Here is a 20,321-nt window from a genome sequence, read left to right as displayed (position 1 = left end):
GACAAAAATGTCACAAGAGATATTTATTACTATAGAGAAAAATACGTTGTGTGACAAAAGTGATGCAGAACATAGTTACTTATATAGAGAATGACTACGTTGTGTGACAGAATTAGTAAAAGTGTCGACGGACATATCCTATTACTATAGAGAAAGGATACGTTACTCGACAAAAGTGATGCAGAACATAGGGAGTACTATAGAGATTACCTACGTCTTGCAACATTACTAGCAAAAGTGTCGAACATCATAGGGAGTTACTATAGAGATTCCCAACGTTACTCGACAGAATTAGAAAGAGATTGAGTACACTAAAAGACCATAACGTGTAGTAATACGTCTTCACTCCAGAGTCACCGAGTAAGTCGCTCACGACATCCGCTGTAGCCCCAGTATAAGATTCCGATGTTAGATACTTAATAAAGTGTTACAAATATAACAGTGTCAATACTTTAGTAGTAGGTATAACATAGTACCGATAACCGAGATAGTTCTATATAGTAATTCTTATCCCATAATTGAGCAAATAGTAACCGTATCTGTCACCTAATAAAAAAGCCCAGCCTATAATTGGCTGAGCCTTAGTGACCTCGGCAGGATTCAAACCTGCAACCTCTTGAGCCGTAATCAAGTGCACTATTCAGTTATGCTACGAGGCCTTTTAAAATCTTATTGGGCATTTAAACGACACCACAATTGATTTTGTTATTGTTGGGTGCAAATATAACATCCCTTTTTATTAAAACCTACAGACTAAGAAGTATTTTGTTGTAATTTTTACTTCTTTTGATTTAACGGAAGCCGTATATTCGTTAAAATTTAAAATATGGCGTTTTTTGCAATTATTGTTGGGTTGGTACTTTTAATAAAAGGAGGGGACTGGTTATTGAAGTCTTCAGTTTCCCTTTCCTTAAATTTATCAATTCCAAAAGCGGTTATAGGAATGACGGTCGTTTCTTTTGCAACTTCCGCACCTGAGTTAATTGTAAGCATTCAATCAGCAATTGCGGGATATTCTGATATAGCTCTAGGAAATGTAGTAGGTTCTAACATTGCTAATCTTTCTTTTGTACTTGCAATTACAGTAATAATAACCCCTATAGCGGTGCCAAAAAGTTTTTTTAAGACCGATTGGCCCATGATGATGTTCTCTACCTTACTTTTTATTGGTATGATTGCTTTTGACAACAGACTTTCTTCAATCGAAGGGTTGATCATGGTTCTTTTATTATTTTCTTTTATTTATTACCTATTAAAGAAAACACCGGAAGGAGTAATTGAAGCTGCTTCTGATGAGTTTGAATTACTAAATCGTTTCAATACAATTAAATATTTAATTGCAGGTGGATTTGCTTTATGGCTTGGATCTGAAACCTTGGTGAAAGGTGCAGTTTCTTTAGCTTCCGAAATGGGAGTAAGTGAGCGTATTATTAGTATCTCTATAATTTCAGTCGGGACTAGTATTCCCGAATTATCAGCATCAATAATAGCTATTATTAGAAAAGAAAAAGCTATTTCTTTGGGGAATTTAATTGGTTCTAACGTCTTTAATATTTTGGCTGTTATGGGTGTAACTTCGATAATAAAGCCTATAGAAGTTCAGGATCTGAACCTAATATCTAACGATTTTGTCTGGATGTTTTTAATATCTATCTTAGTACTACTTCTTGTCTTTGTACCAAAAGATAAACGTTTGAATCGTTTAAATGGTATAATTCTACTGGGATTATATGTTTACTTTATTTATGGTTTATTAGGGTAAAAAAAACATCCTCTAAAAGAGGATGTTTAATATTTAGTATGAATAAATTACTGTTATTATATCTTAGCAGACTTAACTGTTTTGATAATACGAGCAGCAATTTTGTAAGGATCTCCGTTTGAAGCAGGTCTTCTGTCTTCTAACCATCCTTTCCATCCTTTTTCTACTGTAATAATAGGAATACGAATAGAAGCACCACGATCTGAAATTCCAAAACTGAAGTCGTTTATAGAAGCAGTTTCATGTAAACCAGTTAAACGTTGATCGTTAAACTGTCCATAAACTTCGATGTGTTCTTTAGTCACTGGACGGAATGCTTCACAAATTGCATTGTATGTATTCTCATCTCCACAAGTTCTTAAAGTAGTGTTGGAGAAGTTAGCGTGCATACCAGATCCATTCCAATCTCCTTTAATAGGTTTTGGGTGGTATTCGATATAATAACCATATTGTTCCGTTAAACGGTCTAGTAAGTAACGTGCAATCCAAATCTCATCTCCAGCTTTCTTAGCACCTTTAGCAAACAATTGGAATTCCCATTGTCCACTTGCAACTTCTTGGTTGATTCCTTCAAAGTTAAGACCAGCATCGATACAAAGATCAGCATGTTCTTCTACGAAGTCTCTTCCGTGTGTGTTTTTTCCACCAACAGAACAGTAATACATTCCTTGTGGTCCTGGGTAACCTCCCATTGGGAAACCTAACGGCAACTGAGTTTCAGTATCCATAATGAAGTACTCTTGCTCGAATCCGAACCAGAAGTCGTTATCATCATCGTTGATAGTAGCTCTTGCATTTGATTCATGAGCCGATCCATCTGCGTTTAGAACTTCTGTCATTACTAAGTATCCGTTTCTGCGAACAGGATCAGGATAAATAGCTACAGGCTTTAATAAACAGTCTGATGACCCACCCTCAGCTTGTTGAGTTGAAGAACCGTCGAACGACCATACTGGACACTCTTCTAGTGTTCCGTTAAAATCTTCAACAACTTTTGTTTTACTACGTAAATTGGAAGTTGGTTTGTAACCATCCAACCAGATATACTCTAATTTTGATTTGCTCATAATAGTTTTTTTAACTTTAACAATACAAATTTAATTTTTTTGATTAGAACCTCGTTTTTTATGGGGTTAAAATCTTAACAGAGTTATTAACTTTTGTCAATTACCCATTTTTTTTGGGGTAAATTAAATTTTATGTAAAAAAATCATGGAAAACACAGCTTTTTTTAAAAAATAGATAACTTTGTCAAGCTAAATTTAAATAAGAAAACCCATGAATTCGCTGAGATTTGAAGCTTTAAACGGTTTATTTAATAATAATTCTAAGAAAACATCTTTTGTATACGACACAGAAGCTGAGTTTGCACAGAACGTTTTTAATGATCTTGCTTTACAAAAGTCTCTAAATCAAGATGCTTATCAAGAAATTTCAAAAGTAATTTTTAAGGGTACCAAAATTTCTAGAGCTCTTGCCGATCAAATTGCTGCTGCAATGAGATCTTGGGCACGTTCTAAAGGAGCTACTCATTATACTCATTGGTTTCAACCTTTGACCGGAGCGACTGCAGAAAAACATCAATCTTTTTTTGATTTATCAGATGCTTCGCAGGCAATTGAACAGTTCGATGGAAGTCAATTAGTTCAGCAAGAACCTGATGCCTCTAGTTTTCCAAGTGGGGGTATAAGAAATACATTTGAGGCTAGAGGATATACAGCATGGGATCCTACTTCTCCTGCTTTTATCTATGGCAAAACATTGTGTATTCCTACAATTTTTGTTTCCTATACAGGAGAAGCTCTTGATTACAAAACACCACTAATTAGATCGTTATCGCAACTGGATAAAGCCGCCACTGAAGTTGCTCGTTATTTCGATAAGAATACCCAAAAAGTATATGCAACCTTAGGATGGGAACAAGAGTATTTTTTAATTGATAAAACCTTAGCAGCTTCTCGACCGGATTTAATCTTAACTGGAAGAACTTTAATGGGGCATGAGTCAGCAAAAGGACAGCAATTAAACGATCATTATTTTGGTTCTATTCCTGCTCGAGCATTGTCGTTTATGCAAGAATTAGAATATCAGAGTTTGCTTTTGGGGATTCCTGTTAAAACAAGACATAATGAGGTTGCTCCTGCTCAATTCGAATTAGCTCCCATTTTTGAAGAGGCAAATTTGTCGGTAGACCATAATGCATTGTTGTTAGATGTAATGAATAAAATAGCAGATAAGCATGATTTTATGGTGCTGCTACATGAAAAGCCATTCAGCGGGATTAATGGGTCTGGGAAACATAATAATTGGTCTCTGAAAACAAGTTCCGGTATTAATTTATTGAGTCCTGGGAAAACTCCAATGAATAACCTTCAATTTTTAACTTTTTTTATCAATACCATTGTTGCAGTTCTTAATCATGAATCTCTGCTGAGGGGGAGCATCGTATCGGCAAGTAATGAATTAAGACTTGGATCAGATGAAGCTCCGATGCCAATTATATCTGTTTTTATTGGAGAGCAATTAACGGATGTGCTTAATAATCTAGAACAAGTTTCCGAAGGGAAACTATCCCCTAAAGAAAAAACAGATTTAAAGCTTAATGTAATTGGAAAAATACCTGAAATTCTATTAGATAACACCGACCAAAACAGGACTTCCCCATTTGCGTTCACAGGAAATAAATTTGAATTTAGAGCTGTTGGTTCGAAAACTAATTGTGCTAAACCAATAACAGTCCTTAATTCTATAGTTGCAGAACAGTTGTCTATTTTTAAAGCAAAAGTAGATGGACGTCTTGAAAATCCAAAAATGAAAAAAGACGATGCGATTTTTAATGAGCTTCGTGATTCTATAAAACACATTAGAACCATTTTATTTGAAGGAGATGGTTATAGTGAAACTTGGATTAAAAACGCAAAAAAGAGAGGTTTAAATCCTGCAACATCAACACCAGATGCTATAAAAGCATATTTAGCACCTAAAAGTATTACTTTGTTTAAAGGACTCAAAGTTTTTAGTGAGCGTGAACTTGAATCAAGAGTAGAAGTAGATTTACAACAATATACTTATGCCTTACAGATAGAGGGAAGAGCCCTAGGTGATATTGCTAGAAATCACATTATTCCAACTGCGATTAAATACCAGAATACGCTCATTGATAACGTAAAAGGGTTGAAAGAAATTTATGGTAAAGATTTTGAATCTCATGCAAAAGAACAAATGCTTATTCTAGAAAGAATATCGGGCCATATTGCTCAAATTAATCTTGGGGTTGGGGATATGATTTCGGAACGAAAGAAAGCAAATTTACTCGATGATAGTTATGAAAAAGCAAGTGCATACCACAAACTTGTTAAACCTTATTTTGAAAGTATACGGTACCACTGCGATAAGCTAGAGTTATTGGTAGATAACTCGATTTGGCCACTCGCAAAATATCGAGAATTACTGTTTTCTAGATAGAATTTGTTGGTTTAGTTTTAGTATCTTTATTCATAACTATATTATATTTTTATGAAACATTTAAATGCTAAAAACGGTTTAAAATATTTACTGTGTATGCAGTTTATGTTTTTTATAGGTTGTGGTGGTGGTGGAGGTGGTGACGATGATATTCAAATTATAACAACTCCAGAAGTTGTTGTTCCAGTAATCACAGCTGCAAATTTATCCTCAACAATTAACGAAAATCCTGACGTGGGAGCTGCCATTGGAACAGTACAAGCCTCAGCGTCCTCTGGAAGCTTACAATACAGTTTAGTGTCTCAAAGTGTTAACGGGGCCTTGTCGGTAAATGCATCGACAGGAGCTGTTACTGTGGCAGACGCTAGTCTTTTTGATTTTGAAACAATACAGGTTGTAACAGCTGTAATCCGTGTAACTGTAGGGAGTATTACTGAGGATGTAAACGTTACAGTTTCAATCACAGATGTAGATGAGGTTGAAGCGGTTTATACAATTTGGGAAGGTGCATCGATGACTTTTACAAAAGATGATGGCGGCGATCCTACAAATTCTTCACAGCAAGATCATTTAACTGATAATGTAAAAATAACACGAGGTAATAGTGGAGGGCAAATTTATAATATTGTGAGCGAAGCAGCAGCAGTAAAAGAAACTAGTCCTGCTGATACTGAATGGGCAATTGGAACTATCGATCAAATTGATGAGCTAACTTTTGAAACTTTTAGAGCAGCTACAAATGGAACGCCTAAAAACGTTGTTGGTCAAGATATGGTTTTACATTTAGTAACCGATGATATATACATATCAATTAGGTTTACTTCATGGTCTACCGGAAAAGCGGGTGGTTTTGCATATGTTAGATCAACAGAGAATGTAGACTCTTCAAAAAAATAGTTTATTTGTTTTTTATTCGTCTAAAATTGCTCTAGGTAAAGGAAATAAATTGATGTATTTTTGTGGTAAATTATAACCAGTATGAGTGAGTTGTCTAGTGACCGGTATCGTCTTCGAGGAGTTTCTGCACAAAAAGAAGATGTGCACAACGCTATTAAAAATATAAATAAAGGTCTTTTTCCTAAAGCTTTTTGTAAGATAGTTCCAGATTATTTAACAGGAAGCGAAGAGCATTGCCTAGTAATGCATGCCGATGGAGCTGGAACAAAATCCTCCTTGGCATATGCTTATTGGAGAGAAACAGGAGATTTATCAGTTTGGAAAGGAGTGGCTCAGGATGCTTTAATCATGAATATTGACGATTTGTTGTGTGTTGGGGCTTCACAAGATATTTTACTTTCCTCTACCATTGGAAGAAATAAAAACAGAATCCCTGGTGAAGTTTTAGCTGCTATAATTAACGGTACTGAAGAAATAATAGAGGAACTTAAAGGGTATGGAGTTTCTATACACAGTACAGGAGGAGAAACTGCAGACGTTGGAGATTTAGTTCAAACCATAATCGTAGATTCCACGGTTACCGCAAGAATGAAGCGTTCTGATGTTATTGATAATGCGAATATTCAGCCTGGAGATGTTATTGTAGGCTTAGCTTCCTTTGGTCAGGCTTCTTATGAAAAAGAATACAACGGTGGAATGGGAAGTAACGGACTTACTTCCGCAAGACACGATGTTTTTAATAAGAACCTAAAATCTAAATATCCAGAAACTTTTGATGCTAGCGTTCCAGAAGATTTAATTTACTCAGGTTCAAAGAATCTAACAGATCTTGTAGAGGATAGTCCAATAAATGCAGGAAAACTAGTTTTATCTCCCACAAGAACGTATGCTCCAATAATTCAAGAAATAATGAACACTGTGGATAAATCTTTAATTCATGGAATGGTTCATTGTAGCGGAGGAGCTCAGACTAAAATTCTACATTTTATAGACTCTTTACATGTTATAAAAGATAATTTATTCGATTTACCTCCCCTATTCAAAATGATACAAGAAGAATCTAAAACATCTTGGAAAGAGATGTACGAAGTTTTTAATATGGGACATAGAATGGAACTTTATGTAGCTCCAGAATTAGCTGAACAGATTATTTCAATATCAGAATTATTTAATGTGCCCGCTCAGATTATCGGAAAGGTTGAAGCTTCAAGTGATAAAAAATTGACAATTAAAAGCACTCAAGGGACTTTTACATATTAGAAAACTTTAAACAACATATCTCATAATGAACAGATTTATTTTTCTTTCTCTAATTATTTTATGTTCATTAAAGGTCAGTTTCGTTTCTGCTCAGAATTGGCAATCAGACTGGGAAGAAACAAAACTTAAATCCAAACAAACCAATAAGAAAATCGTATTGGTTTTTTCAGGTTCTGACTGGTGTATTCCTTGCATTAAACTTGAAAAAGAAATCTGGACTAATCCTGAATTTATTTCTTATGCTGAGGAGAATTATTTACTTTTTAGAGCAGATTTCCCAAAAAGGAAAAAGAATAAATTACCCAATGAAATCCAAGATCGAAACGATCAAATTGCTAGTGTTTACAATCCTAATGGATACTTTCCTTTGGTTGTTATTTTAAATTCTAATGTGGAGGTTATTGGGAGGTTGGGATATGATAAAATTCCAGTTAAAAGTTACATTCAAAATATAGAAGATTTTTAAAATGAAAAAGATTCTGGTCCTGTTTAGTTTTGTTTTGTCTAGCTGTATTTTGAGTGCACAGCAATTATACTCAGAGTCTAGTATTTTAATGGGATCTTCTTTTAATATCTCAGTTGTTGCTGAAGATGAAGAATTTGCTAAGGAATCCTTGGCCCTTGCAAAAGAAGAGATTGTTCGAATTGAAAAATTAATTTCATCCTGGATTCAAGGTTCTGAAACCTCTAAAATAAATCAAAATGCAGGAGTTGCTGCTGTTAAGGTTTCAAAAGAACTTTTTGATCTAATTTATAGAGCACAACAGATTTCAAAATTAACTTCTGGTGCATTTGATATTTCATTTGCGGCTGTCGGTAAACTATGGGAATTTGATGGTAGGGAATCGCAAATGCCAGATCAAGAAATTCTAAATGCTTCAATTGTTAATATTGGTCATCACCTAATTGAATTAAACGAAGAGGCCTCAACTGTTTTTTTACTTAAAAAGGGAATGCGAATTGGTTTTGGCGCCATCGGAAAGGGCTATGCTGCTGACCGGGCAAAGCAAGTTCTTGTAGAACGGGGTGTTGTTGGAGGGATCATTAATGCATCTGGAGATATGAATACTTGGGGAACCAAACCAGATGGTTCTTCCTGGACTATTGGTATTGTTAATCCTATGAATAATAAAAAGGTTTTTTCATGGTTTTCATTAGAACATGATGCGGTTGTTACTTCTGGAGATTATGAAAAATTCACTCAAATTAACGGGGAGCGATATAGCCATATTATTGACCCAAGAACTGGGATTCCTGCAAAAGGAATTGTAAGTTGTACTGTCTTTGCAGGAAAAGCTGAATTAGCAGATGCTCTTGCAACCGCAGTATTTGTTATGGGAAAAGAAGCGGGACTGTTTTTAATTAACCAGTTGCCTAACATAGAGGCTATTTTAATAGATGACTCAGGGATGATTCATCGATCTAAAAATATTGAAATTGAAGAAAATTAAACTTTTAATAGTGTTATTGATGATTTTGGTTTCAGGCAGTAGCTGTGTATCTGTTAAAGAATATAATAAGGTTTATTTGAATGATTCAGATATGGCGCTCAAAGCAAGTTTGTCAGAACGATTTGAAACTACCTTTCATATTTATAGAGAAGCCGCTGCAGGTGCAAACGGTGGAAAAACAGGAGGTGGTTGTGGATGTAACTAAAAAAATAATATTATTTTTTTTAATGAGTATTGGATTTGTTTCCAATGCTCAAAATGACTCTCTTAAAGTTTATAAAAAAAAGGTACTTGAAGCTGTAGAAGTAGATCTATTGCTTGGTTATTACAATCAAGAAGGAATTCATGCTTCTGTTACTGGAGGTGTTGGTAACGAAGAATTAGAGAATTTTGCCCCAACAGTTGTTGTTAATATTCCCTTAAACGAAGATGATGTTTTAACTGCCGATTTTGGTTTTTCTGCTTATACCTCGGCGAGTTCAAGTAATGGAAATCCTTTTAACACAGGTGCATCTTCAGGCGAAAGAGATTATACTAGTGGAGGTGATGGAAGCGGAAGTGGTGGTCGAGGCCCGAAAGGCTCTCCGTGGGTTGCTTCTACGGGTGCTTCTAGGAAAGATGTTTTAACCGCAATTAATTTATCTTATGTACACGCGACAGACGACCGAAATAGATATTGGTCTTCAAATATTGGTTCTTCTTTTGAGTATGATTATCAATCTTTTGGTTTTGGAGCAGGCATAACGCAATTGTGGAATGAAAAAAATACAGAAATTAGTTTGAAAGCACAGGTTTATTTAGACAAATGGCTTCCAATAATTCCCACTGAAATTCATGAATACGAGTTATTTGGATCAGATTTTTTGTTCAACAATCAAAGTTATTTCTCAGGAGTAAGTGTTCTTAACTCTAGTGGTGCTAGTGTTATAGGATATCTCCCATCAAACTATTCTCCAATCGATGATGTTAAAAGAAATTCATATTCTTTTTCCTTGGGGTTTTCTCAAATTTTGAGTCCTAGAATGCAATTTTCTCTAGTACTTGATCTTGTCAAACAAGAGGGTTGGTTGGCAAACCCCCTGCAGCGAGTTTATTTTTCTGATCGGACAAATTATTATGTAGGAAATGCAAATAGCATCTCTAATTATGAAAATAGTTCAAATACAGATGTTTTTCATTTAGCTGATGATATTGAACGACTCCCAGCTACCCGACTTAAGTATCCTTTCGGAATGCGATTAAATTATTATGTAAATGAATATTTAGTAGTACGTTCTTATTATAGGAAATATCTGGATGATTGGGGGATATATTCAAATACCTACCAGTTAGAACTTCCTGTTAAATTTAATATGAATTGGAAGTTAACTCCCAGTATAAGATTATATGATCAAACAGCAGCAGATTATTTTGCTCCCTATAACGAACATCTTTCAACAGACGAATTTTATACTTCTGATTATGATCTTTCAGCTTTTTCAAGTTATCAAATAGGGGGGGAGCTCGTGTTTACCGATGTTTTGTCAGAGTATAACCTATGGAGCCTTTCACTGAAGAAGATTGGTTTACGTATTCAAAACTACCAAAGATCAGATGGGCTTTCTGCATTTAGTATATCAACTAATTTCAGTTTTGTTTTAGATTAATTCACTTCTTATTTATTTAAAAAGTAGTAATTTTACGACTTAGATTAGCAACTTATGATCGAAAAACTACAAATAATTCAACAACGCTTTGACGAGGTCTCCGATTTGATTATTCAACCCGATATCATTGTGGACCAAAAGCGTTATGTTCAGCTGAATAAGGAATATAAAGACTTAAAAATATTAACTGAAAAAGGAGAGCAATACAAAACCTTGCTTTCTAATATCGCTGAAGCAGAAGAGATTATTAGTGATGCTTCTGATGCTGAGATGGTAGAAATGGCTAAAATGCAATTGGAAGAAGCGAAAGAGAGTCTTCCGGAATTAGAAGAAGATATTAAGTTTTTATTAATACCAAAAGATCCAGAAGATGCTAAAAATATAGTCGTAGAAATTAGAGCTGGAACCGGTGGAGATGAAGCAAGTATTTTTGCCGGAGATTTATACCGTATGTATTCTAAATTTTGTCAAGACAAAGGTTGGAACGTAAGCTTAGTGGATAGTAGTGAAGGAACAGCCGGTGGTTTTAAGGAAATTATCTTTGAGGCTTCTGGAGAAGACTGCTATGGGGTTATGAAATTTGAATCGGGAGTACACCGAGTTCAACGCGTTCCTCAAACTGAAACTCAAGGACGAGTTCATACTTCTGCTGCAACGGTAATGGTTTTACCGGAGGCAGAAGAATTTGATGTTGAAATCAATATGAACGATGTACGTGTAGATTATTTCTGTTCCTCTGGGCCTGGAGGACAGTCCGTAAACACAACCTATTCTGCTGTTCGTTTAACACACGAACCAACTGGAATTGTTGCTCAGTGCCAAGATCAAAAATCTCAACACAAAAATAAAGATAAAGCGCTCAAGGTTTTGCGTTCTCGTTTATACGAAATGGAATTGGCTAAAAAACTTGAAGCAGATTCACAAAAACGTAATTCATTAGTTTCATCTGGCGATCGATCTGCTAAGATTAGAACTTATAATTATCCTCAAGGGAGGGTAACAGATCATAGAATTGGATTGACGCTTTATGACCTTCAAAATATAATTAATGGAGATGTTCATAAGCTTATCGATGAATTGCAACTGTATCAAAATACAGAAAAACTTAAGGAAGCCGGTGAGGTTTTTTAATATATGAGAATAAAAGCATTAAAGGAGCAAATCCTTCTTAAAAAATCTTTTTTGTGTGTTGGTTTGGATGTTGATTTGGAGAAAGTTCCAGAGCATATCAAAGATACACAAGACCCTTTGTTTGAATTTTCCAAAGCTATAATTGACTCTACAGCAGCTTATACTATAGCTTATAAACCTAATATTGCATTTTTTGAGACTTATGGGCCAGAAGGAATGAAGTCTCTGAAAAAAGTAATGGATTATATAAACGAGAACCATCCAGAGATTTTTACAATTGCAGATGCGAAACGTGGTGATATTGGAAACACTGCAACTCGGTATGCTAAAGCATATTTTGAAACTTTTAATTTTGATTCAATAACAGTAGCACCCTACATGGGTAAAGATTCAGTTGAACCTTTTTTAGAGTTTGAAGAAAAATATGCTATTGTTCTAGCATTAACTTCAAACACAGGTTCTTCCGACTTTCAAACCCAAAAAATTGGCAGTAAAATGCTCTACGAGAAAGTAATTGAAACGAGTACCCATTGGGAGGGTTCCGATCGACTTATGTATGTTGTGGGAGCAACAAAAGCAGCTGCTCTAAAAAACATTAGGACATTAATTCCAAATTCTTTTTTATTAATACCAGGAGTAGGGGCTCAAGGGGGAAGTTTAAGTGAAGTTGCAGAAAATGGCTTATCTGAAGATGTAGGTTTATTAGTGAATTCATCACGAGGAATTATTTATGCTTCTAAAGGTGAAGATTTTGCAGGTGCTGCAGGAAAAGCGGCTCAAGATTTGCAGCTTCAAATGGCAGCAATACTAAAAAATAAAAATTATATATAATGTTGAATTACACCCTTTATGAAGCTGACGATAAAAATGCCCCTTGGGTAACTTTTATCCATGGAGCTGGAGGGAGTTCTTCTGTGTGGTTCAAGCAAATAAGAGCATTTTCAAAGTATTTTAATTTATTGTTAATTGATTTGCGAGGTCATGGTGATTCAAGTTCTAATACATTAAAACCCTTAAAAGGTGCTTATACCTTCGATGCGATAGCATCTGATATTATTGAGGTTTTGGATTATAAAGAAATTAAACAAACTCATTTTATAGGAATTTCTTTAGGTACTATAATTATAAGACAAATCGCAGAAATGCAGCCCGAACGAGTTTTGAGTATGACTATGGGGGGTGCAATATTAAAATTTGGTTTTCAATCTAGACTTCTTATTTATATTGGTAATTCAATAAAGTCGATAGTTCCGTATATGTGGATTTATAAAGTATTTGCTTTCATTATGATGCCTCATAGGAATCATAAAGATTCTCGGATTATGTTTATTAGAGAAGCTAAAAAATTATATCAAAAAGAATTTATACGCTGGTTTAAACTTACTGGCGATGTAATTCCTTTGCTTAAAATATTTAGGCAAGAAGAATTGAATATCCCTACTCTTTATGTTATGGGATCAGAGGATTATATGTTTTTACCCTCGGTGAAAGAGGTTGTAAATCTTCATATTTCTTCCCATTTAGAGGTAATTCAAGATTGTGGACATGTTGTAAATGTAGAACGTCCGAGGCAATTCAACGAGATGACTTTAGATTTTTTAAAAAAACTCTAGCTTTAAGAGAATACGATGGTTTTATTCTGATAAACCATTACTTTTCTAGCCGTATGTAATTGTAGTGCTTTAGAAAGAACAATACGTTCTAAATCTCTTCCTTTGGCTATGAAGTCGTTAATTGAATTTAAATGGGTTACATGAGTGGTGTCTTGCTCAATAATAGGGCCAGCATCAAGCTCTTCCGTAACATAATGGCTAGTAGCTCCAATAATTTTTACCCCTCTATCGTATGCGGAATGGTACGGTTTTGCTCCTGGGAATGCAGGTAAAAAAGAATGGTGTATATTGATTATTTTGTTTGTATAATGCTTTATTAATTTGCCAGAAACTATTTGCATATAACGTGCTAAAACAATAAAATCAATATGGTGTTCTTTTAATATTTTAAGTTGTTTCTCCTCAGCTTCTTCTTTCGTTTCTTTAGTAACAGGAACATGATAAAACGGAATATCAAAACGGTCCGCTATACTTTTTAAATCATTATGATTACTAAGGATAAAAGGAATGTCAACGGCTAATTCACCCGATTGATGTCTGGAGAGGATGTCGTATAAACAATGATCGTATTTAGAAACAAATAATGCCATTTTTGGTAAAACATCGTTTATGTATATATCAACCTTTAATTGGAATTGTTTCCCTATTGTAGATTCAAAATTTGATTTAAAATATTCTAGACTGTGATCGTTCTCAGAAATTTCACATTCTACTCTCATAAAAAATACAGCATTAACTCGATCTACGTATTGATCAATGTAAACAATATTTCCGTTGTTGTTATGAATGAAGTTGGTTACTTCAGCAATAATTCCCTTTTGATCGGGACAGTTCATAACGAGTGTAATTCTTTTCATCTATATAAGCGTAATTAATGTATGGCTTTTGTTTGAACGAATATAACATTTTTGGCATAAAAAAACCCCCACAAAGGCTACCAAAACTTTGCGGGGGGAAACCAAACAATTATGTATTAATTTCTTTTAGAATGAATATATAGCGGCTACTACAAAAGACGCTAAGTTGTCAGAAAAGTCAGTTGCATTTTTAGAGTAGATGTTTGCAGATGCAGTGTCAATTCTAAATTCTGGCTTTAATATAAAGTTTCCACTAGTATAGCTACCAGTGATAGTGATAGATGTATTGTCAGCATCTTCTGTACTTCCGTCTAGAGATCCAGAGTATAAAGCTCCAACACCACCATCAGTCTCGCTAAAGATTTCACCTCTTAATCCTACACTAAAGCTTTCAGATAAAGCAACCTGAGGATATAGTGCAATTCCAGAGAATCCTGCATCTCCACCTAAATCAGTAGAAGTAGCGTTAACTCCTAAAAAGAAAGAGTCTGTAATGTCAAGACCTCCTGTGAAATCAATTTGAGTGTAATCTTCACCAGCCAATAGGTTAATGTATTGTCCGTATAATCCTAATTGTACACCGTACATGTATTTCTCAAACATAACTCCATCCGAGTCAATGTTTCCTTCTGTGTAGTCAGTTTGGTTTAATACTGCAACCATTAAAGATACATCATCAGATAAAGCAAAATCAGCTTTAATACCTGTATGAGAGAATGGTCCGTAAGAGAACATGTAAGAAGTTGAGTAGTTGAAGTTTGCTACTGGCGAAATAACTTCATATCCAAGGAATGTGTTGAAGTTACCCAATGTTAACGTAAAACTATCGCTTACATTGTAGTATGCATATAACTGGTTTACGATGTTAGAAGATCCAACAGAGTTGAATACAGCTTCGGTTCCTCTTGGTCCGTATACTAAATCAGCTACAAATCCATGTTTTTCTCCTTCATAAGAAAGAACAATGTTAGCCATCCCAAGTGCAAATCCAGGGATCCCAGCAAATGAAGTGTTCGGAGCAAATTCTGCACTTCTAAAATAAGTGTCAACTGATCCGCTAACGCTAAATGTTGGAGCAGCTTCTTCAGTTGCTACTTCTGTTTCTTGAGCAAAAGTAATTGTCGATGCAAATAATGCTAAAGATAAAATTGATGTTTTGAAAATTTTCATAATGTTTATATTAAATTATTGTTTGTTTAGTGTTGGTTAAGTCTAAAGTCTGCATAAGCATCCATACCGTGCTCTGAAATGTCTAGTCCTTTAAGTTCTTCTTCTTTTTCAACTCTGATGCTTCCTCCAGAAATTACTTTTACTAATAGCATAATTAAGAAGCTTGTGATTACACAGAATGCCCCTACAATTCCTACACCAGCTAGTTGGATCAAGAATTGATCAAATCCTGCCATTGCTCCAAATATTCCTACTGCTAAGGTTCCCCAAATCCCACAGATTAAGTGAACAGCTACTGCTCCTACTGGATCGTCAAGTTTAAGTTTATCAATTAAAGAAACTCCAAGTACAATTATGATACCTGCTATAATTCCAATAATAACCGCATCCAATGGTCCCATTTGGTCTGCTCCAGCAGTAATTCCAACTAAACCACCAAGTACACCATTCATAAACATGGTAAGATCAAAGTTTTTATAAAGAAAGTTAGAGAATATAGCTGATGCTACACCACCTGCAGCGGCAGCTAAACATGTAGTTACTAAAGTCAATGATGTTAATGCAGGGTCTGCTGATAATACAGAACCACCGTTAAATCCGAACCATCCTAACCAAAGGATTAATACCCCAGCAGCTGCTAATGGGAGGTTGTGTCCTGGAATTGCTCTTGAAGTTCCGTCAGAATCAAATTTTCCAATTCGAGCACCAAGTAAATAAATAGCAACTAATGCAGCCCATCCTCCTACAGAATGAACAAGGGTTGATCCTGCGAAGTCATAGAATCCCATTGCGTCAAGGAATCCACCACCCCATTTCCAAGAACCTACTATTGGATAGATTAATCCTACATATATAATAGCAAAAATCATGAAACTTTTAAGTTTAATTCTTTCTGCTACAGCTCCAGAAACGATAGTTGCTGCAGTTGCTGCAAACATACCTTGAAATAAGAAGTCTGTCCACCAAGTGTATCCACCATCTGCATATGCAGTTGTCATTCCATTTTCAGGAGATGCTATTCCCCATCCAGCGAATTTGAAAATACCCATTGCTCCATCCTCGAAACCTGGATACATTAAATTGAAACCTCCGATTGCATAAAGTAAAAGACCTACTGTTATTACAAAGAAGTTTTTAAATAAGATGTTGATTGTGTTTTTTTGTCTAGTTAATCCAATTTCTAGGAACGAAAATCCTAAATGCATGAAAAATACTAGTGCCGTACAGACCATCATCCATACGTTGTTTGCTGTAAAAATTGCTGTTGTTTCCATAATAAATTATAGTTGTTTAGTTTTTTAGTTAAGTGTTTCTCCTCCAGTTTCTCCGGTACGAATTCTAATCGCTTCGTCTATACTGGAAACAAATATTTTTCCATCACCAACAGCTCCTGTTCCGGCTGAACTTGTAATGGCATCAATTGTTCTTTCAAGAAATTGGTCATTAACTACAATGGATAAATATCTTCTTTGAATGTCAGATGTGCTGTAAGAAATGCCTCGGTAAACGTGCCCTTCTTTTTCATTTCCAACCCCAGTAACATCCCAGTAACTAAAAAAGTTAACCTCTACTTTATGGAGCGCATCTCTTACGTCTCCAAATTTTGATTTGCGAATAATCGCTTCTACTTTTTTCATATAATTATTGTTTAAATGATTTTGATCAAAAATAGTATGCTTTTGATGATTACCCCCTAAATTTTAATATAAAATTTATTATTTTTATATTATTTATAAAATTTACCCCTAAAAAATAGGGGTATTGTAAATTTAAATTGAATATTTTAAGAATTCCCCCTAATTTTAAGGGGGGGGTGCCTAATTTTATTAATAAATAGGTGCAATTAATCATTTGATATTTATAATCAATTGATTGTTAATAAATTAAATTATTTTCTAGTTTCTTTCTAAAGAGATTTAGAAAGCCAAAGTCCAGCAATTACCATCAAAACCCCTATAATTAGACTACCAAAAGTATAGATTAAGGGTTGAAGTAAGGTTTGTTCACGAAATAGATGCACGTTTTCAATGGCAAAAGAAGAGAAAGTTGTTAGTCCTCCTGTAAAACCAACAATAAAAAAGAAATGTATTTCTGATTTTAGAAGATTGAGTTTTTGAAGCACTCCAAATAATATTCCTATTAAAAGACACCCCACTAAATTTGCTACAAAAGTTCCAACAGGATATAAAGAAGTAGTGTTTTTAAATAGCAAATGAATTCCATAGCGTAAGCTACTTCCTAATCCTCCTCCTAAAAACACCCATAATAATATTTTCATTTCTTCAATATTTTAAAAATCTAGTTTATAAGGTAAAATAAGTTCTGTTTCCCAACTTAAAGGATCTTTATCAAAGGTAGCATCTTTAATATATCTAGTAATTTGATAATATTGGAGTTTAGGATTTATTTCATCTATTTTTTTGTAAAGTGTATTCCAAGACGTTTCAATCTTGTCTTTTGGACCATAATGAATTCCACTCAAACTTTTTCTTTCTCGCATTAATCTACACTTAATGAATGGGTTTGTCGATTTGTGATATTCTTTTATAGGTAATGCAAGTTTCCAGGTTACGGCTATTGAATCTAATCTCGGAGTTAGAGTAAATAATATCCCATCGGTTTGTAACTTATTTTCTCTAGCATATTCTAATAAAATTTTAGAGTCAGCTGTTCTTATGGAATCAATTTTATCGGGTTTTGAAAAATAGGTTTTATTCAGATAAAATTGTTTTTGAAGTGACTCATTTTCTATTAACTTAAACCGATATTCATTTAGCTTATTGCTTAAAATTTGATTTATGTTTTTTAAACCTCTTTCATAATAAGGTCCAATCATTGAATCCATGCTTCCACTCATTAGAGTAAAAATTTTCATTGCAAAATCCATTTCCCCTTCCATTGTCCATTGAAGCGTATTAGAATCTTCTTTAATATACCATGATATGTTAGCGGGGTTAAAACCATCAAATAACATAACCTGCTTTATTTGGTGTGGGTAGTCTGTTGTTATTGTTTTTACAGATCCAGATCCCTCTTTTCCATACCATTTATAAGAAGGTAGTTCTGAATTAGTTTTGTCAAAAGTGAGCTTCATTTCAGGATCTTCTTGTATCCATGGATTCCACTCCGGCCACTGTTCAAAATCATGAATGTATTTATATAATGTCTCAGCGGGAATCGAAGTAGTTATCGTACGCTTTATTTTAAATTCTGAAGGGATATTCTTAATATGCAATAGGAAAATAAGAAATATGAAAAAAAGAACTCCTATAATAAAACGTATGTAATGCATTTTTTATGAATTATAATTAAGGAGTTACTTGGTTAGTCTGCTTGGGTGAAATATTTAATAAAAAATAAAACAACTATCGCTGCAATAAAGGTAAGTAAGATTTTAAAGCTTCCTTTGTAATGTACTTGATGTCCTTTGAAATCCTTTCTATAGGTATATGTGATCGCAATTGTAAAAGCAATTACAAAAAATACTGAGAAAAGGAGTTGTCCGTTTGAAAACATAACGTTAATTTTCTACGAAATTATAAAAAAATAGTTCCAAACCTTTTGGATTTGGAATTATGTTACAACTAAGTTTAGCCTTGGGTTAAATTAAACTAGATCCATATGATTAAAAATGAATTAGATGCCGTACAAGCTTTTCATGAAGCTTTTAAGATCGGTGTAAATCAAAAACCAACTATTGAAGTCTCTGATAAAATTAAAGAACTTCGTTTCAACTTAATGAAAGAAGAGAATGAAGAATATTTAGAAGCAGTTCAAAATAATGATTTAGTAGAAGTGGCAGATGCCTTAGGGGATATGCTTTATATTTTATGTGGAACTATTCTTACCCATGGAATGCAGCATAAAATCACTGAAGTTTTCGAAGAAATACAGCGTTCTAATATGAGTAAGTTAGGTGAAGATGGAAACCCAATTTACAGAGAAGATGGAAAAGTAATGAAAGGGCCGAACTATTTTAAACCCAATATTAAAGCGATACTGAATCAGTAGTGTTCACTGGATAACGCCATCCAAATGGATCTTCTGCAGCATTAGTTTGAATAGCCACCATGTGATTTTTGAGTTTCTGAGCAAAAGAATCTTCAATGTCTTCTAATACATATCGTTCGTTTTGATATCCAAAACCTTTTATTGGACTAACTACTACTGCTGTACCTGCACCAAAAATCTCTTTTAAACTTCCGTCTTTTTTTGCAGAAAGGAGTTCATGAATAGTAATCGGACGAACATCAGTTTTAATACCTAGGTGTTCCGATAGTCTTAAAATACTTTTTCTTGTTATTCCGTCAAGAATCCTGTCACTAGTTGGGGTTGTTACAAGTGTGTCGTTAATTCTGAAAAAGATATTCATTGTACCCGCTTCTTCTAAATACTCGTGGGTGTTAGCGTCGGTCCAAATAATTTGTTGAAACCCTTCTTTAAGTGCGAGTGAGGTGGGGTAAAATTGAGCGGCATAATTTCCTGCAGCTTTCGCAAATCCTACACCTCCAGATGCAGCTCTACTGTATTTTTCTGCAACTTGAACATGAACTTCCGAGGAACTGTAATAGCTACTAACAGGAGAACAAATGATCATAAATTTATATGCATTAGAAGCTGAAGCTTGAACGCCTGCTTGACTTGCAAAAACAAATGGTCGTATGTAAAGAGAATTACCGGTTCCTTTTTTGATCCACTCTTTATCTAGACTTAATAGTTTTTCAAGTCCGTTAAAAAATAATTCCTTTGGAAATGTAGGCATTGATAAACGCTCCGAAGATTTATTTATACGCTCAAAATTTTGATCTGGACGAAATAACCAAACTTCGTTAGATTCATCTTTATAGGCTTTCATTCCCTCAAAAACAGCTTGCCCATAATGAAAAACACTTGAAGATGGATCCATTTGAATAGGTTGATATGGCATAATTTCTGGCGTATTCCAAACGCCATCTTTATAGTCGCATACAAACATGTGGTCCGTAAAGATTTCTCCAAAACTTAAATTGTCAAAATCAACATTTTTTATTCTAGATTCTTTTGTGTGTGTTATTTTCATTATTCCTGCT

21 protein-coding genes and 1 tRNA gene are annotated in these 20,321 nt (G+C 34.4%); 12 read left to right on the top strand and 10 right to left on the bottom strand.

Features of this window, described 5'->3' with window-relative positions; all coding sequences use genetic code 11:
• Positions 1-585: 585 nt before the first annotated feature.
• Positions 586-659, bottom strand: a tRNA-Arg gene (locus tag NG655_RS06865).
• A gap of 167 nt (positions 660-826) precedes the next feature.
• Here NG655_RS06865 and NG655_RS06860 point away from each other — a divergent pair.
• A complete protein-coding gene (locus tag NG655_RS06860) occupies positions 827-1,762 on the top strand; it encodes a calcium/sodium antiporter (protein ID WP_252158585.1) in 936 nt (311 codons plus the stop codon).
• 56 nt (positions 1,763-1,818) lie between these two features.
• Here the strand turns inward: NG655_RS06860 and NG655_RS06855 are convergent, their stop codons facing one another.
• A complete protein-coding gene (locus NG655_RS06855) occupies positions 1,819-2,829 on the bottom strand; it encodes a glutamine synthetase beta-grasp domain-containing protein (protein WP_252158584.1) in 1,011 nt (336 codons plus the stop codon).
• A 211-nt stretch (positions 2,830-3,040) separates the two neighbouring features.
• Here NG655_RS06855 and NG655_RS06850 point away from each other — a divergent pair, with 211 nt between their 5' ends.
• The 10 genes from NG655_RS06850 to NG655_RS06805 all read left to right on the top strand — a co-directional run bounded on the left by NG655_RS06850 (position 3,041) and on the right by NG655_RS06805 (position 13,225).
• Complete coding sequence (locus tag NG655_RS06850; RefSeq protein WP_252158583.1) at positions 3,041-5,227, top strand: glutamine synthetase III family protein; 2,187 nt, start codon at positions 3,041-3,043, stop codon at positions 5,225-5,227.
• 51 nt (positions 5,228-5,278) lie between these two features.
• Positions 5,279-6,124, top strand: coding sequence for a cadherin repeat domain-containing protein (locus tag NG655_RS06845; protein ID WP_252158582.1), 846 nt, complete (start codon positions 5,279-5,281; stop codon positions 6,122-6,124).
• An 81-nt stretch (positions 6,125-6,205) separates the two neighbouring features.
• Entirely contained in the window at positions 6,206-7,384 is a 1,179-nt protein-coding gene (locus NG655_RS06840) for an AIR synthase related protein (protein ID WP_252158581.1), read from the top strand.
• Between the two features lie 25 nt (positions 7,385-7,409).
• Entirely contained in the window at positions 7,410-7,850 is a 441-nt protein-coding gene (locus NG655_RS06835) for a thioredoxin family protein (RefSeq protein WP_252158580.1), read from the top strand.
• Between the two features lies 1 nt (position 7,851).
• Positions 7,852-8,835 (top strand): FAD:protein FMN transferase, encoded by a 984-nt coding sequence (locus tag NG655_RS06830; protein WP_252158579.1) that lies wholly within the window; start codon positions 7,852-7,854, stop codon positions 8,833-8,835.
• A gap of 19 nt (positions 8,836-8,854) precedes the next feature.
• On the top strand, positions 8,855-9,040 hold the full coding sequence (locus NG655_RS06825; RefSeq protein WP_419469279.1) for a DUF4266 domain-containing protein: 186 nt from the start codon (positions 8,855-8,857) through the stop codon (positions 9,038-9,040).
• A 22-nt stretch (positions 9,041-9,062) separates the two neighbouring features.
• On the top strand, positions 9,063-10,481 hold the full coding sequence (locus tag NG655_RS06820) for a DUF3570 domain-containing protein (protein ID WP_252158578.1): 1,419 nt from the start codon (positions 9,063-9,065) through the stop codon (positions 10,479-10,481).
• 54 nt (positions 10,482-10,535) lie between these two features.
• A complete protein-coding gene (gene prfA, locus NG655_RS06815; RefSeq protein ID WP_252158577.1) occupies positions 10,536-11,612 on the top strand; it encodes a peptide chain release factor 1 in 1,077 nt (358 codons plus the stop codon).
• Between the two features lie 3 nt (positions 11,613-11,615).
• Positions 11,616-12,443, top strand: a complete 828-nt coding sequence (gene pyrF / locus NG655_RS06810; RefSeq protein WP_252158576.1) for an orotidine-5'-phosphate decarboxylase — start codon at positions 11,616-11,618, stop codon at positions 12,441-12,443.
• Positions 12,443-13,225, top strand: coding sequence for an alpha/beta fold hydrolase (locus NG655_RS06805; RefSeq protein WP_252158575.1), 783 nt, complete (start codon positions 12,443-12,445; stop codon positions 13,223-13,225). The genes pyrF and NG655_RS06805 overlap by 1 nt, the downstream gene beginning before the upstream one ends.
• 2 nt (positions 13,226-13,227) lie before the next feature.
• On the opposite strand, the gene purU is transcribed toward NG655_RS06805, so the two are convergent.
• From purU to NG655_RS06770, 7 genes are all read right to left on the bottom strand, one after another.
• On the bottom strand, positions 13,228-14,082 hold the full coding sequence (gene purU, locus NG655_RS06800) for a formyltetrahydrofolate deformylase (RefSeq protein ID WP_252158574.1): 855 nt from the start codon (positions 14,080-14,082) through the stop codon (positions 13,228-13,230).
• A gap of 126 nt (positions 14,083-14,208) precedes the next feature.
• A complete protein-coding gene (locus NG655_RS06795; protein WP_252158573.1) occupies positions 14,209-15,252 on the bottom strand; it encodes an outer membrane beta-barrel protein in 1,044 nt (347 codons plus the stop codon).
• Positions 15,253-15,278: 26 nt separating this feature from the next.
• The gene (locus tag NG655_RS06790) at positions 15,279-16,526 is read right to left on the bottom strand and encodes an ammonium transporter (RefSeq protein ID WP_252158572.1); all 1,248 of its coding nucleotides are present in this window, start codon (positions 16,524-16,526) and stop codon (positions 15,279-15,281) included.
• A gap of 24 nt (positions 16,527-16,550) precedes the next feature.
• Positions 16,551-16,889, bottom strand: a complete 339-nt coding sequence (locus NG655_RS06785; RefSeq protein ID WP_252158571.1) for a P-II family nitrogen regulator — start codon at positions 16,887-16,889, stop codon at positions 16,551-16,553.
• 269 nt (positions 16,890-17,158) lie between these two features.
• Entirely contained in the window at positions 17,159-17,530 is a 372-nt protein-coding gene (crcB, locus tag NG655_RS06780) for a fluoride efflux transporter CrcB (RefSeq protein WP_252158570.1), read from the bottom strand.
• Between the two features lie 12 nt (positions 17,531-17,542).
• On the bottom strand, positions 17,543-18,544 hold the full coding sequence (locus NG655_RS06775; protein ID WP_252158569.1) for an SRPBCC family protein: 1,002 nt from the start codon (positions 18,542-18,544) through the stop codon (positions 17,543-17,545).
• A 32-nt stretch (positions 18,545-18,576) separates the two neighbouring features.
• Entirely contained in the window at positions 18,577-18,768 is a 192-nt protein-coding gene (locus tag NG655_RS06770; protein ID WP_252158568.1) for a hypothetical protein, read from the bottom strand.
• A gap of 108 nt (positions 18,769-18,876) precedes the next feature.
• On the opposite strand from NG655_RS06770, the gene NG655_RS06765 reads away from it, so the two are divergent.
• The gene (locus tag NG655_RS06765) at positions 18,877-19,263 is read left to right on the top strand and encodes a nucleoside triphosphate pyrophosphohydrolase family protein (protein WP_252159098.1); all 387 of its coding nucleotides are present in this window, start codon (positions 18,877-18,879) and stop codon (positions 19,261-19,263) included.
• On the opposite strand, the gene NG655_RS06760 is transcribed toward NG655_RS06765, so the two are convergent.
• Positions 19,241-20,311 carry a branched-chain amino acid aminotransferase gene (locus NG655_RS06760; RefSeq protein ID WP_252158567.1) on the bottom strand — a complete coding sequence of 357 codons (1,071 nt, stop codon included), beginning with the start codon at positions 20,309-20,311 and terminating at the stop codon, positions 19,241-19,243. The two genes, NG655_RS06765 and NG655_RS06760, sit on opposite strands and share 23 nt — an antisense overlap.
• Between the last annotated feature and the right edge of the window lie 10 nt (positions 20,312-20,321).

Origin of the sequence: Candidatus Arcticimaribacter forsetii, from assembly GCF_910589745.1 — a bacterium.
Taxonomy (GTDB): Bacteria; Bacteroidota; Bacteroidia; order Flavobacteriales; family Flavobacteriaceae; genus Arcticimaribacter; species Arcticimaribacter forsetii.
The sequence above is the reverse complement of the archived record's forward strand: the minus strand, read 5'-3'. Positions and strand labels throughout refer to the sequence as shown.